The 13,986-nt window shown below is 49.0% G+C and carries 11 protein-coding genes and 4 tRNA genes; all 15 read left to right on the plus strand.

Annotated features, from left to right (window positions below):
* The first annotated feature begins 19 nt into the window (after positions 1–19).
* On the plus strand, positions 20–685 hold the full coding sequence (locus tag HNQ81_RS13330) for a riboflavin synthase (RefSeq protein ID WP_183351799.1): 666 nt from the start codon (positions 20–22) through the stop codon (positions 683–685).
* 43 nt (positions 686–728) lie between these two features.
* On the plus strand, positions 729–1,940 hold the full coding sequence (locus HNQ81_RS13335) for a bifunctional 3,4-dihydroxy-2-butanone-4-phosphate synthase/GTP cyclohydrolase II (protein WP_183351800.1): 1,212 nt from the start codon (positions 729–731) through the stop codon (positions 1,938–1,940).
* A 55-nt stretch (positions 1,941–1,995) separates the two neighbouring features.
* A complete protein-coding gene (ribH, locus tag HNQ81_RS13340) occupies positions 1,996–2,463 on the plus strand; it encodes a 6,7-dimethyl-8-ribityllumazine synthase (protein ID WP_183351801.1) in 468 nt (155 codons plus the stop codon).
* A 120-nt stretch (positions 2,464–2,583) separates the two neighbouring features.
* Positions 2,584–3,009 carry a transcription antitermination factor NusB gene (gene nusB / locus HNQ81_RS13345; RefSeq protein WP_183351802.1) on the plus strand — a complete coding sequence of 142 codons (426 nt, stop codon included), beginning with the start codon at positions 2,584–2,586 and terminating at the stop codon, positions 3,007–3,009.
* 103 nt (positions 3,010–3,112) lie between these two features.
* Positions 3,113–5,227 carry an FtsK/SpoIIIE family DNA translocase gene (locus HNQ81_RS13350; RefSeq protein ID WP_183351803.1) on the plus strand — a complete coding sequence of 705 codons (2,115 nt, stop codon included), beginning with the start codon at positions 3,113–3,115 and terminating at the stop codon, positions 5,225–5,227.
* A 267-nt stretch (positions 5,228–5,494) separates the two neighbouring features.
* Entirely contained in the window at positions 5,495–5,911 is a 417-nt protein-coding gene (gene aprB, locus HNQ81_RS13355) for an adenylyl-sulfate reductase subunit beta (protein WP_183351804.1), read from the plus strand.
* A 60-nt stretch (positions 5,912–5,971) separates the two neighbouring features.
* Positions 5,972–7,990 (plus strand): adenylyl-sulfate reductase subunit alpha, encoded by a 2,019-nt coding sequence (aprA, locus tag HNQ81_RS13360; protein WP_183351805.1) that lies wholly within the window; start codon positions 5,972–5,974, stop codon positions 7,988–7,990.
* A gap of 258 nt (positions 7,991–8,248) precedes the next feature.
* Positions 8,249–9,508 (plus strand): CoB--CoM heterodisulfide reductase iron-sulfur subunit A family protein, encoded by a 1,260-nt coding sequence (locus tag HNQ81_RS13365; RefSeq protein WP_183351806.1) that lies wholly within the window; start codon positions 8,249–8,251, stop codon positions 9,506–9,508.
* Between the two features lie 5 nt (positions 9,509–9,513).
* Positions 9,514–11,775, plus strand: a complete 2,262-nt coding sequence (locus HNQ81_RS13370; protein ID WP_183351807.1) for a hydrogenase iron-sulfur subunit — start codon at positions 9,514–9,516, stop codon at positions 11,773–11,775.
* Between the two features lie 110 nt (positions 11,776–11,885).
* Entirely contained in the window at positions 11,886–13,076 is a 1,191-nt protein-coding gene (gene qmoC, locus HNQ81_RS13375) for a quinone-interacting membrane-bound oxidoreductase complex subunit QmoC (RefSeq protein ID WP_183351808.1), read from the plus strand.
* 198 nt (positions 13,077–13,274) lie between these two features.
* Positions 13,275–13,350, plus strand: a tRNA-Thr gene (locus HNQ81_RS13380).
* Positions 13,351–13,416: 66 nt separating this feature from the next.
* Positions 13,417–13,501, plus strand: a tRNA-Tyr gene (locus tag HNQ81_RS13385).
* Between the two features lie 28 nt (positions 13,502–13,529).
* Positions 13,530–13,604 (plus strand) — tRNA-Gly (locus HNQ81_RS13390).
* A gap of 23 nt (positions 13,605–13,627) precedes the next feature.
* Positions 13,628–13,703, plus strand: a tRNA-Thr gene (locus tag HNQ81_RS13395).
* A gap of 56 nt (positions 13,704–13,759) precedes the next feature.
* Positions 13,760–13,986, plus strand: a 227-nt coding sequence (locus HNQ81_RS13400; protein ID WP_244960484.1) for a GTP-binding protein, incomplete at its 3' end; no start/stop codon positions are given.

Below are 13,986 nucleotides of genomic sequence, written 5' to 3' on the forward strand. Positions count from 1 at the left end.
AAAACTGAATGTAGAACACATGTTTACCGGGATAATTGAAGGGACGGGCAGGCTTTTGAGGAAAAGGGCAATCGGTGGAGGGATAGCCTTTGATCTCGAGGCCGGATTTGCGCTCGATGACCCTCAGGAAGGTGAATCCATTGCCATTAATGGGGTATGCCTGACTGCCTACAATATATCCGGACGTCATTTCAGCGCCGACGTTTCTCCTGAGACACTGTCCCGAACCCAACTAGGAAGATTGAGCAGCGGAGATCTCGTCAATATGGAGAGGGCGCTTCGGCTTTCCGATCGATTGGGTGGGCACCTGGTCTCCGGACATGTAGATTGTGTTGCCGTGGTCAGCAGTCGAAAGCCGTTCGGTGATTATACGATTTTCACCTTTTCATTGCCCAAAGCGCAGAGCCGTTATATTGTCGAGAAGGGTTCAGTCGCGGTCGATGGGATCAGTCTGACGGTCAATTCTTGTGCAGCAGATCAATTTTCGGTGTCGATCATCCCGCACACCGTGAAAATGACAACGTTGAATTCATTGCAGGTTGGGCATCATGTCAATATCGAAGTCGATATCATCGGCAAGTATGTCGAGAAACTCCTCGGTGCGCATATCCAGTCATCCGCTATCGACGGGGGTGGAAATGGCATAGATGCCGCTTTCCTTGCGGAGCATGGTTTTTTCAGGTGAATCGAAGGTCCGGAATCTAAACTTTTTCTGATGTGTGAATATTATGGCCGTGAGTTCGATTGAGGAAGTAATTGAAGATATAAAGGCCGGGAAGATGATCATCCTGGTTGATGATGAAGACCGTGAAAATGAGGGTGACCTCTGTATGGCGGCAGAGGCCGTAACCGATGAGGCGATCAATTTCATGGCGACCTATGGGCGAGGGTTGATTTGCCTGACTCTCAGTCCGGACCTTGTCGACAAGTTAAAGCTGCCGATGATGGTGAGCGATAATAAATCACCTTACGGTACCGGCTTTACTATCAGTATTGAAGCCAGCACCGGAGTGTCGACCGGGATATCTGCTGCCGACAGGGCCCGGACGGTGCAGGCGGCAGTGGCAAAAGACGCCAAACCGAGCGACCTGGTGAGCCCGGGACATATATTTCCGCTGCGGGCCAAGCAGGGCGGAGTGCTGGTGCGGACTGGACAGACGGAGGGATCCGTCGATCTCGCCCGGCTCGCCGGCATGACCACAGCTGGTGTTATCTGTGAAATAATGAACGATGACGGGACGATGTCGCGGATGCCCGATCTCGAGAAATTCGCAGACAAACATGGTCTCAAGATCGCGACAATCGCCGACCTCGTCGCCTATCGACTGCGGCAGGACGTGCTTGTCCATCGGGCTGCGCAGGCGCGGTTGCCGACCGAGCATGCTGGGGAATTCACTGCTATCGTCTACACCAACGACGTTGATCGTCACCACCACATCGCTTTGATAAAAGGGGATATTTCGAAGGCTGAACGGGTCCTGGTGCGGGTTCATTCCGAGTGTCTGACCGGTGACGTTTTTGGGTCTTCGCGTTGTGATTGCGGAGTCCAATTGAATGCGGCGATGAGGATGATCGATCAGGAAGGGTGTGGAATCCTCGTGTATATGCGACAGGAAGGGCGAGGGATAGGGCTCATCAATAAGTTGAAGGCCTACCATCTGCAGGACAGTCAGGGTATGGACACCGTTGAGGCCAACCTCAAATTGGGATTCAAGGCTGATTTGCGGGACTATGGTATCGGGGCCCAGATCCTCAGGGACCTCGGAGTGAAAAAGATGGCGTTGTTGACCAATAACCCTAAAAAGATCATTGGTCTGGAAGGTTACGGCATCGAGGTGGTAGCTCGATATCCGATCGAGATCCTGTCAAATCCGGAGAACAGGGAATACTTGCAGTGCAAACGAGATAGAATGGGCCACCTGTTTGAGGTTCTTGAATAGTTTTCAGGTAGTGCCTGTGGGCAATTACCGATTTTGAATATTTTTGGTGAGAATAATGGCAAATTTTATCGAAGGGAATCTGAAGGCGGATGGAAAGAAGTTCGGGATCGTCATAGCCCGTTTCAATTCCTTTATATCTGAAAAGCTGCTCGAGGGGGCGCTTGATACTCTTCAGCGTTCCGGGGCTCAAGCCACAGACATTGATGTCGTGCGGGTTCCGGGAGCATTCGAGATTCCCCTGATTGCCAAAAAAATGGCTGGTTCCCAGAAATACGACGCGATCATCTGTCTGGGGGTAGTCATTCGCGGGGCGACGCCTCATTTTGATGTTGTCGTCAACGAGGTTTCCAAGGGAACTGCCCAGGTTGGTCTCGATACAGGGGTACCGGTTCTCTTCGGGGTGTTGACTACCGAAACGATAGAGCAGGCGATCGAACGAAGCGGCACCAAGGCTGGCAACAAGGGGGCGGATGTTGCGGTGGCAGCGATCGAGATGGCCAATTTGATCTCCAACCTTCTGTAATCATTTCGCTCTATTTCGGAGCGGGCATTCTTTCCCTCCGGCGTCAACTGGCCCTGTTCCTTGTTGAAGTTAACGATGCAATGCCAGTTTTGATGCTTCGCCCTTTGTCGTTCATTATCTATGGGAACTCGCCGACAATCACGTGAGGCTGCTCTCCAGTACCTCTTTCAGGAGGATTTTTCTAAACCGGCTGAGCTGGAACGGGAAGACCTGGCTGATCGATTCGCCCTTTTTTGTGGACTTTTTCATGTCAGCAAAAAAGGGCGTTCGTATGCACTTGAATTATTGCGGATATCTATCGCCAACCGTGAAAGGATCGATGAACTGATACGGCAGGCCGCAGTCAACTGGCGTTTGTCGAGGATAGCCGCAGCAGACAGGAACATTCTCAGGCTGGCTGTCTGCGAAATGCTCTATATCGAAGATGTACCGGATGAAGTGGCTATCAATGAGGCCGTCGAAATAGCCAAACGTTTTGGTGGTGATGACTCGCCATCATTTGTCAACGGGGTCCTCGATGCAGTGAGAAAAATCCTCCGCGGGTGACGTGCTGCGCGCCTCTCCGGCTTGCATTTTCTAGATACTCCCGTTATATCATTAGATAATTAATCAGGAGTCAAGAAACGTAATTCGGAGTATGGCGCTGTTTATGGCATCATCAGAAAAATCAAAACCAGGATTCAAACAGGAAACATTTGCCCTTCTTGGCGTCTTTGGTGCACTATTCCTCCTTCTCAGCATCCTCTCCCGTTCTCTCAACAAGGAAGAGAACTGGTGCGGAGAGATTGGATCCACCATTTCTCAGGTTCTCCTCGGTCTTGCCGGTTGGGGTGCCTATTTCATCGTTTTTCTCTTGTTCCTATTGGCTCTGCATGTTTTCAGGCCGAAAATTACCGTAACACGCTTGCTTGAGGTGGTTATTGGGCTTGCGCTTGCCTTGGCTGCCTTTTGTGGTTTGCTGTCATCGCTTGCACTAAAAAATGTCCTGCTCATAGAATCCGGAGGTTGGCTCGGGACATGGATTTTCTCATTTTTTCAAGCCATTATAGGCGGCCCGGGGACGGTCCTTTTTCTTGCTCTCGTCCTTCTGGTCTCGATGATGCTCGCCACCCAATTTTCTCCGTATCATTTCTTTACCGAATTATGGCGGGTCGCGGCCAATGTGCCACGCCGCTTGGTGAAGAGGGATGAGTCCGACTGCGATGTCCAACCGACGGTAGTACGCAACCGTCGAAGCAAGGGCGGCAGTGTCGAACACCTGTCACAGGATCCAGGTGCAGTCCCCTTGGTCAAGGAAGTCCCAAATCCTCAGGAAGTTAAGAATCCAGAAGAAAAAAATCCGCCTCGATTGCTGACCCGCGGGGATTGGCAACTTCCCCCCCTTACACTGCTGGATGCAAATCCGCAGGTTCAGGAAAAAGTGGGAAAAGATACCTATTACAAGATATCTCAGCAACTGGAAGAGCAACTTGGTAATTTCGGAGTGTCCGGTAAGGTCATCGGTATATCTCCAGGCCCTGTCGTTACGACCTACGAATATTCCCCCGCTCCCGGAGTAAAAATTAACAAAATAGTTGGGTTGGCCGATGATCTCGCTCTAGGTCTGCGGGCAAAATCGGTCCGTGTGGTCGGATCGGTGCCGGGGAAAGCGGCTTTGGGTATAGAAATACCGAACGAAAAGAGGCAGATCGTTCATATTCGGGACCTGATAGAAGAGGAGGCGTATCGTCACAACTCCGATAAACTGTGTATTGCTCTCGGGTTGGACGTCGTCGGAAATCTGGTCATGGATAACCTGGCAAAGATGCCACATCTTCTGATCGCCGGGGCTACCGGTGCCGGGAAGAGTGTCGGTATCAATACGATCATCGCCTCCATTCTCTTTAACGCTACCCCGGCGGAGGTGCGATTCCTGATGATAGATCCGAAGAGGATTGAATTGTCAGGATATGAAGGTATACCCCATCTGCTGCATCCGGTGGTGGTTGATCCGCGATTGGCCTCAAAGGCACTGAACTGGGCAGTTAGAGAGATGGAACGACGGTATCGTCTGCTTGAAGAGGCCAAGGTTAAGAATTTCGATTCGTATAATAAGCAGACTGTCGACAAGCTACCATATATCGTTGTTATCGTGGATGAGCTTGCTGATTTGATGATGGTCGCGTCAAAAGACGTTGAAACAGCGATTGCCCGTCTCGCTCAGATGGCGCGAGCGGCAGGCATTCATTTGATCCTTGCCACCCAGCGACCTTCAGTCGACGTTCTGACCGGATTGATCAAAGCGAATTTTCCCACCAGGATCTCATTTAAGGTGTCGTCCAAGATCGACTCGCGTACTATCCTCGACGCATCGGGTGCGGAACATCTTCTCGGCGCTGGCGATATGCTTTTTCTTGCCCCGGGAACCTCCAGTTTAAAAAGAATTCACGGGGCATACATATCGGAAGCTGAAACGACCAGAGTCGTCGAATTCCTGAAGAAACAGGGTGGATTTGCCTATGATGAGTCGATTCTCGATGAGATTGAAGCAGATGATGAGGGACGTAATGGCGATGATCCTCAGGAACAGGATGAGCGTTACGACGAAGCGGTTGCCATTGTAACCGAATCCGGGCAAGCTTCAATTTCAATGCTGCAGAGAAGACTACGGGTTGGGTACAATCGAGCTGCACGGATGATTGAGGCCATGGAACAGGAGGGAGTCATCGGGCCGGCGGATGGTTCGAAGGCGAGGGAAGTATTGGTGCGAAACAATTACACATAGTGTGTTAGCTGCGGTGTTTGTTGAAATTATCTTGACAATTACAGGGTAACAATATAAAAAAGAGCATTGGAAAATGAGTAACCATTCATTTATTCTAACTGAATTTTTTTTTGGTTAAAATTACTTCACGGTGTCAATTGGTGGTTGGGCAGATTGTCTGGCCGGTTATCAAGTTGTAGTTTTGAAGTGACGCGGATTGAGTATAGGTAAAGTTGGTCCTGCATGTGCAGGATCGCAACAGTGAAAACAAACTGAGGAGGTAGTTTAATGCCAAGTTATGTAGATCCTTCCAAATGTGATGGCTGCAAAGGTGGAGACAAAACCGCATGCATGTACATCTGTCCCAATGACCTCATGGTCCTTGAGAAAACAGAGATGAGGGCTTACAACCAAGAGCCCGATGCATGTTGGGAGTGTTACTCCTGTGTCAAGATTTGTCCCCAGGGTGCGATTTTTGTTCGTGGCTATGACGACTTTGTTCCGATGGGCGGCCAGGTGCATCCGATGCGCAGTGCCGATTCCATCATGTGGACGGTGAAATTTCGTAATGGGAACATTAAACGTTTTAAATTTCCTGTTCGTACCACTGCTGAGGGTGCTGCCAATGCCTATGTCGGGCAAATGGGCGGTAGTCTGGATGATGAATGTCTGCTTCTCGAGGCTAACCTACCTACCCCTAAATAAAATCGGTTAGGATAGAGTTCGAAATTCCAACATAATCTTTAGTATATAGGAGATGTAGATATGGCATTGCCAAATAAACCCAAAGGTGAAATTCCTGCCGTAGTTGATCCGCAGATTGTTGAACATGATGTGGATATTCTGATCGTCGGTGGTGGTATGGCTGCTTGCGGTGCTGCTTTCGAGGTTAAGAAGTGGGCGCCGGCTGACATGAAAATCGTTTTGGTTGACAAGGCTGCTCTCGAGCGTTCGGGCGCCGTTGCCCAAGGACTTTCTGCAATCAATACCTACATTGGCAGCAACCCGATTGAAAGTTATGTCAAGATGGTCCGAAACGACCTGATGGGTGTTATTCGTGAAGACCTTGTTTATGACTGTGGTCGCCACGTAGACGAGTCTGTAAAATTGTTCGAAGAGTGGGGTCTTCCGATCTGGAAGAAGGACGCTAACGGTGAGACTCTTGACGGCGCCAAGCCGGCACCGACCCTGCGTGAGGGTGGTGAGCCGGTTCGAACCGGCAAGTGGCAGATCATGATCAACGGTGAGTCCTATAAATGCATCGTCGCCGAGCCCGCCAAGACCGCTCTGGGAGCTGACAATATTCTCGAGCGTATCTTTATCGTCAAACTGCTCCTTGACAAAAATAAACCGAACCAGATCGCCGGTGCGGTTGGTTTCTCCACTCGTGAAAACGCCGTCCACATCTTCCGTTGCAAGGCATGCTGTATAGCCTGCGGTGGTGCGGTAAACATCTTCCGTCCCCGGTCTACCGGTGAAGGCAAGGGCCGTGCATGGTATCCGGTATGGAATGCTGGATCCACCTACACTCTGGCCGCTCAGGTCGGCGCTACGCTGACGATGATGGAAAACCGTTTCACGCCGTCTCGTTTCAAAGACGGTTATGGTCCGGTTGGCGCATGGTTCCTGCTGTTCAAGGCCAAGGTACAGAATGGTCTGGGTGAGTTCTATGCCAACAGTGACTCCGTCAAGGACGAGCTGGAAAAATTCATGCCGTATGGCGGATCCCCGGTTACCCCGACCTGTCTGCGTAACCACCTGATGCTCAACGAGTTGAAGGCTGGCCGTGGCCCGATCTATATGGCTACCGATGTTGCATTGAATGCTTTCCTGGATGAGCGTCGCGCCAAAGGCATGGACGAGAAGGCAGTGCAGAAGTTCTGGAAACATCTTGAGTCTGAGGCATGGGAGGACTTTCTTGACATGTCTTGTGGGCAGGCCGGTCTGTGGGCCGGGATGAACATCGAGCCTGAGAAGATCGGATCTGAGATCATGCCGACCGAACCCTACATGCTCGGCTCCCACTCCGGTTGTTGCGGTATCTGGACCTCCGGGCCGGAAGAATCATGGGTACCGGACATTCAGAACCCTTCGCGTGCGCATAAGTTTAAATGGGGTTACAACCGTATGACCACCGTCGATGGTCTCTTCACCGCTGGTGATGGCGTTGGGGCTTCCGGTCATAAGTTCAGCTCCGGTTCTCATGCCGAGGGCCGTATCGCTGCCAAGCAGATGGTAAAATTCGTCCGTGACAACGCCAGCTTCAAGCCTGAACTGAAGCAGACCTCCAAAGAACTGGCTGATGAGATATATGCACCGGTACGGCGCTATGTTGAATTCGTCGGTGCCTCCACAGCTGCCGATGTCAACCCGAACTACTGCAAGCCGTCCGGCCTGATGATGCGCTTGATGAAGGCTACCGATGAGTATGGTGGTGGTGTTGCTACCTACTATATGACCTCCGGTAAACTGCTCAACATCTGTCTCGATCTGCTCCGCCTCCTCCGTGAGGATTCAGAGAAGATGGCTGCAGGTGATCTCCATGAGCTGCTTCGTTGCTGGGAAAATTATCACCGTATCTGGTGTGTCGAGTCCCATATTCGTCACATTGAATTCCGTAAGGAGTCACGTTACCCAGGATTCTATTACAGATCGGATTTCCCCACCTGTGATGATGAGAACTGGAAGTGTTTCGTCAACTCCACCTTCAATCCGGATACCCAGGAATGGAAGGTCGAGAAGGTTGAAAACGTGAATATCATCGCGACTGATCCATGGCTGTAATTTATAGCTCTTTGATGTAGTTGTTAGATGTGAAAATCTCCAGGAGTCTCTGATTCCTGGAGATTTTTATTATATGGCCTTTTATTTTATAGCGGTTTGAGAAATATCTAGGTTCTCAGTCCGATATAGGATAAAAGGTTGTTTGTGTGATGAAATTCAAGGCCAACAGTTGATATGTTTTTTAACTGCTCGATGGTAGGGTGATGTTGAGAGGCATGTCGATAGCACATATTTTAAGTGAAATCAATGGAGGAAAGTATGACTGACGAGCAAGGCACCTCCGGTGCAATTTTGGTCGTAGGCGGAGGTATCAGCGGGCTGACAGCAGCCCTAGAAGCCGCTGAAGTCGGGAATGACGTAGTATTAATAGAGAAGGGGCCAAGTTTTGGTGGGCGTGTCGCTCAATTGAATAAGTACTTTCCGAAACTTTGTCCTCCAAGTTGTGGGCTTGAGATTAATTTCAAGAGGATAAAAGCCAACAGACGCATTCGAACTTATACCATGACCACCGTGAAGTCAGTTGCTGGTGGACCTGGGAATTATGAAGTAACGCTGGAAATCGCTCCCCGTTATGTCAACAGCAACTGTACTGCCTGTGGAGATTGCGCTGCTGCTTGTCCGGATGAGATCCCAAATGCATTCAATTTTGGGATGAACATGTCTAAAGCCGCGTACTTACCGCATGAAATGGCTTTTCCGAGACGTTATGTCATCGAAAAAGCATCTTTATCCTCAGCCGGTGCTGAAGCGGTGAAGAGCGCCTGTAAATATGACGCCGTCGACCTTGACATGAAGACCGAAACGGTCAAAATCCAGGTCGCTTCAATTATCTGGGCTACTGGTTGGACGCCCTATGATGCCAAAAAGATAGACAATCTCAAATTCGGGACATCTGATGCCATTATCACCAATATGATGATGGAACGGATGGCCTCTGCCAATGGACCCACCAAAGGGGTCGTCAGTCGTCCTGGTGACGGGAAGGCGATCGACTCCATCGCGTTTGTCCAGTGTGCAGGGTCACGTGACGAGAACCATCTCGAATATTGTTCACATATCTGTTGCATGGCAACTTTCAAACAGATGACCTATGTAAGAGAACAATATCCCGATGCAAAGATCTATGTATTCTATATAGATCTTCGTACTCCTGGAAAATACGAGAAATTCCGTGAAGAAAGAATGAGCGATGCAAATGCCCTTTTTATCAAGGGCAAAGTGGCACAGATTAATTCCGAGTCAGATGGCGGTGTAACAGTGATCGCCGAGAATGCAGTTACCGGAGAAAAATTGTCGCAAAAAGTGGATATGGTCGTTCTGGCAACCGGCATGCAGCCTGAACTTGCGGTTCAGGGCGCTCCGATCGCAATGAATCTCGATAGCAGTGGTTTTGTCATCTCCGATATGGATAAGGGTATTATTGCAGCTGGCTGTGCCAAAAAGGCTGCTGACGTCGTGACAACTACTCAATCATCCACCGCAGCCGCTCTCAAGGCCATTCAGGTTTCCAGGAGGTAGAATCAATGTCGAAAAAATACTGTGCATATCTGTGTTCAGGTTGCGGGATCGGAGATGCTCTCGATCTCGACGAACTTAATGGAGTTGTTGCTAATGAGATGTCGATGGAATGCAAGGTTCACTCTTGCATGTGTGGCGCTGATGGCCGAGGCCTTATTCAGAAAGACATCGAAGAAGGTGTGAATGCAATCGTTATCGGGGCTTGTTCTCCGCGGGTCATGACCAAGGAATTTGATTTTGGAGAAGACAAAATCGTGGTCAGAGCAAACCTCCGTGAACAGGTCATATGGTCAGAAGTCAAACCAGTAGAGGGTCAAGAACCTCATAAGGAAGCCGCAGCCTTTCTACAGGAAACTGCCGCCGATTACATGCGGATGGCCTGCACTCGCGCCAAGAAAACCGAACTGCCAGAACCTTACAAGCTTGAGACGATAAATAAAACAATCATGGTCATGGGTGGGGGCATTGCCGGTTTGACGGCAGCTTCTGAGGCCTCAGCTGCAGGCTATCAAGTCCTTCTCGTTGAAAAAGAAGATAAACTTGGAGGCAAGGCAATCGGTTGGAGAAAATCGTTCCCGACTAAGGCACCGTGGACTGATCTTGAGGAAAATCCTGTTGATGCACTTATAGCCAAAGTGACCTCTGATAGGAATATCTCCATAAAAACTGGTACTGAGGTTGCACGTATTGGAGGGGCACCAGGAAATTTTGCTGTTTCATTCAAGCCAACGGGGGCAAAAACCGAGTGGGATGCTCCGGCAAAGGTTGGCGTCGATGAGCAGGACCTTATCGACAAGGGACAGAAAGAGGACCCTAATGCGGGCTTAAAAAAATATACCGAAGTCGACCCGTCTGCGACTATCGTGGGATCTGTCGTGCTGGCTACTGGTTGGAAACCTGCCGATGTCTCCAAGTATGAGCACCTTGGTTATGGCGCCATCAAAAACGTCGTAACCAATGTTGAATTTGAACAGTTAGCCAAAGCTGGAAAGGTACCTGCCAATGTCGCCTTCATCCAGAGTCCTGGTGGCGCGGAGGATGACAAAGATTTTCCTTACTGCAATTCAGTAACGTCGATGGTTGCTCTCAAACAGGCACAGTATGTCTGTTCCGATAACCAGGATGGTAAGGCATACATCTTGTATCAACATATGCGGACACCCGGACATATGGAGCTTTTCTACAAAAGCGCCCAGCAGAACAATGGTATTTTCATGACCAAGGCCAATGTTACGAAGGTCGAGGAAAAGACCGGGAAATTGGCAGTGGTAGCAGAGAATACCCTTCTTGGTGAAAATCTGGTTCTAGATGTTGATATGGTTGTCCTCGCTGCCGGCATGGAACCGACTACTCTTCATGAAAATACTATCAATCTGGCCTATCGCCAGGGGCCCGCATTCTCCGATCTAGATTTGTTCGATGGCTACGCTGATTCGCATTTTATTTGTTTTCCCTATGAAACAAGACGCACAGGTATTTATACATGCGGTGGAGTACGAAAGGCTGAAACAATTGAAGAGACTATTGATGATGCCACCGGCGCGGCATTGAAGGCAATACAATGTCTTGAGTCGACTGACCGAGGTGTTTCCGTTCATCCGCGGTCGGGTGACGCAACCTATCCTGAATTCTTCATGCAACGATGTACGCAGTGCAAACGGTGTACTGAAGAGTGTCCGTTTGGCGCACTTGATGATGATGCAAAAGGAACACCACTACCGAACCCAACCCGTTGCCGGCGTTGTGGTACGTGTATGGGAGCGTGTCCTGAGAGGATTATCGGCTTCAAGGACTACAATATTGATCTGATAGGCTCGATGGTAAAAGCTATAGAGGTTCCGGAGGATGATGAAGATCGATTGAGGATAATCGTTTTTGCCTGTGAAAATGATGCGTATCCTGCCCTAGACATGTCCGGCATGAAACGCAACGGCTTAAATCATATGATCCGGGTCATCCCGGTCCGCTGCCTTGGTTCAGTCAATATGGCCTGGATCCGTGATGCCCTGTCAGCCGGAATGGATGGTGCCATGCTCCTTGGTTGTACATACGGGGACAACTATCAGTGCCATTTCGTTAAAGGCTCTGAGATTGCAAACAAACGAATGGAAAATATCGGCGATACATTATCGAGTCTGGGACTTGAGTCTGAAAGGTGCGCTGCAGAACAGGTTGCAATCACCGATTATGACAAAATTCCGGCTATTCTGAATGATTTTGTCGACCAAATTGTAGAGATGGGTCCGAACCCATTCAAGGGTTTCTGATAACGTCCACGATCATGCATGCTTGACGGATAGATTAAAAACGAGCTTGCACCCTGGAATCGTTTTTCTGGTTATTAATTCTGGGTTTGATGAATCTCAGGAGGAAAAGAATGAATGTTCAACCCGATCTTGAATTTATAAAATATCTACAAAGCGCGGGAGGCGACACTCTCAAAAAGTGTTATCAATGTGCGACATGTTCTGTTGTCTGCCCACTATCAAAAGATGATAAACCTTTTCCGCGCAAGGAGATGATCTGGTCCCAATGGGGACTCAAGGATAATCTGGTAGCTGATGCCGATATCTTTCTTTGTCATCAGTGCGGGGATTGTTCCGCATATTGTCCTCGCGGAGCAAAACCAGGCGATGTTCTTGGTGCGATTCGTGCCTATGCGTATACCTTTTATGGATGGCCAAGCGGGTTGGCCAAGCTTGCGACTAGTGCCAAGAACCTGCCTATACTGATTGGTATCCCTGCTGTCATCATTTTTGTTATGTGGATGCTTTCAGGGGCTATGCATATTCCGACCAAAGAACATTTTGCCAGTCATGGATATCAACAGTTTTTTGGTACCTGGGACTTCAAATGGTATGCAAAGAATATCTTTTTTATCGTATTGATTATGGTTCCGGCCGCTGGATTAGCTGTGTTCTCTGCATTTAAGGGGGTAACAAAACTCTGGCGGTCAATGTCTGCCAGTGCCGGAATTAATCCAAGTTTTCGCCCATCGGCCGGTCAATTCATTTCAAGTTTTCTGTGGCCTTCAATTGTTGAAATAATCAAGCACAATCGTTTTCGGGAGTGTAAGGTCAACATCGATCGGGTGAGAGGGCACCTTCCGATCATGTTGGCATTTATTGGTCTTTTCATTACCACTTGCTGGTCACTGTTAAAAAACGACGTGTTAGGATTATTTTGGCCGTCGTTGCATGGCCCATTGCCTATTTATGATCCGATCAAAATAATGGCCAATGTTTCGGCAATTGCCCTCATTTTCGGCGCATACGTGCTTTGGACCAATCGCGCTAAATCTGAAAGTGAAGGGAGTGGCACAGGAACCTTTTACGATTGGTTCTTGATCTGGGAGATCATGGCGGTCGGGGTTACAGGGTTTGGTGCAGAGATTCTTCGTTGGCTTGGTTTGCCAACAATTGGATATGTGGTCTATTTCCTGCATCTGGTGTCTGTCATGATGTTGTTCCTCTACATGCCATACACAAAGTTTGCCCATATAGTGTACAGGACAACAGCACTTGCCTTCGAAAGATATCGAGAGAGTGCGTTTGCATTGCAAAAATAGTCATTTAAGCTTTCTTTAAGGCAAAGTTGAAAAGCCGAAGCAATAAATTGTTTCGGCTTTTCTGTGCCTTTGTGATGAACAATGATTACCAATTGAACTCGATGCGTAGTGCTGCGATGAAAATAAAATAGATTGAAAATATTTTAAAAAACGTCTTGAAAAATGCAATCAAGCTGGATATACTGCTCTGCTTTATGGGCTGGCGTAGCTCAACTGGCAGAGCAGCTGATTTGTAATCAGCAGGTTGCGGGTTCAAGTCCCATCGCCAGCTCCAAAAATAAGTCTTTACAAAAGAGATCTGAAGAGATAATGAGAAACTGCCTTTTCGGGCATATCTCTTGGAGGGGTTCCCGAGTGGCTAAAGGGAACAGACTGTAAATCTGTCGGCAGCGCCTTCGGAGGTTCGAATCCTCCCCCCTCCACCATTACTCTTTTTAGATTTGCAAATACTGGGCGGGAATAGCTCAATGGTAGAGCATCAGCCTTCCAAGCTGAGGGTTGCGGGTTCGAGTCTCGTTTCCCGCTCCATTTTTTGCTCTCTTTAATCAGGCGCCCACGTAGCTCAGATGGTAGAGCGCATCCTTGGTAAGGATGAGGTCACCGGTTCGATTCCGGTCGTGGGCTCCATCTTGAAAAAGAAGAAAAAATACTTAAATATTCAACGGCCTGAGGAGACAAGGATAATGTCAAAGGAAAAATTTCAAAGGACAAAACCGCATGTCAATGTTGGAACGGTAGGTCATATTGATCATGGCAAAACTACTTTGACTGCAGCTATCACCCGGGTGTTGTCGACGAAAGGAATGGCGAAGTTTACGGACTTCAGCGAGATTGATAAGGCGCCGGAGGAGAAGGAGCGTGGGATTACAATCGCTACGGCCCATGTCGAGTATGAGACCACGAAGCGGCA

The organism is Desulfoprunum benzoelyticum, from assembly GCF_014201505.1.
Taxonomy (GTDB): Bacteria; Desulfobacterota; Desulfobulbia; order Desulfobulbales; family Desulfocapsaceae; genus Desulfoprunum; species Desulfoprunum benzoelyticum.